Source organism: Prevotella sp. CAG:255 (assembly GCF_000431195.1).
Lineage (GTDB): Bacteria > Bacteroidota > Bacteroidia > Bacteroidales > Bacteroidaceae > Prevotella > Prevotella rara.
The window spans coordinates 1-999 of record NZ_HF986855.1 but is presented as its reverse complement, the minus strand read 5'-3'; the positions used below and the strand labels follow the sequence as shown (position 1 = coordinate 999).

General features: G+C 36.7%; 1 protein-coding gene. It reads left to right on the top strand.

Translation table 11 applies throughout. The features are described 5' to 3' along the window. Positions 1-385: 385 nt before the first annotated feature. A complete protein-coding gene (locus QVO66_RS11630; RefSeq protein ID WP_021855660.1) occupies positions 386-736 on the top strand; it encodes a hypothetical protein in 351 nt (116 codons plus the stop codon). The last annotated feature ends 263 nt before the right edge of the window (positions 737-999 follow it).

The following is a 999-nucleotide window of genomic DNA, read 5'->3' as shown; positions in this document are numbered from 1 at the left end:
AGGGATTCGCTTATTTCAGACCCTACATTGACACCTGCCGACCTTCATTCATTCTACCACGATGAATACCCTTTGCTCGGACTTGACGACTTTGCAATGATATGTGACGATGCAGCTGCAGAACTCTATTACGAAAGGAACGGGGATGTTGCTTAATCGAACATCACACTCTCTTATGTCACTGAATACCAACCAATTAACATAAAGAAACCATCAACAAACCAAAACGCGGTTAACGAGGCTCTAAAACATGGCCTATTGGAATGCAAAACATGGCCTTTTACAAGCTGATTGACGGCCTTTTAAAGCATGGTGGGTATTCAATGTAATTTTAATCCAACAAAACATCAAATTCAAAACAATAAAAATCAATACAACAAAGATTATGGAAACGACAGAAAACAGAACTTCAATAGCAAGATATATTTGGCGGGTATTCCAGCACAGTGTAATCACTTTAAGTTGGGGAATATGCTTTGCTTCGGTAAGGACTTTAAGTAATGGCACGGAGTTTCATGTACAGGGCTTCAAGATGACGGGTTATGTAAGAGTCGAGTATGACGAAGGCTCGGATACATTTACAGTTACCCTTACTCCTGACGACAATCTCAAAAACAGAATTACAATAGAAAACGTTTATCTTGACAACCTCATTTCGGTAATAGACGAAAACGTGGAATATTGCGAAAATTATGAAACCAAGGTAAGACAATGGCTAAAGAAACAAGCAGTCTGATTTTGGGATATTTGAGCTTTTACAGGAATGACATTTACAGGAGAAAAACAATTAAACGAAAAAACACCTTCTGTAAAACTTCAAATTTTGGTAAATGCTTGAATACCAGAAAGACTGAACACTCTTAAATGCAGGGATATGTGACAACGAGTGATATTACAGAAACACAAAAATCACGTATCCTTGTTTTTGTTATAACAGCAAGAAAAACCAATAAAACGACAACAGCAAAAATGATTAGATACTACTTTAATATTACAATC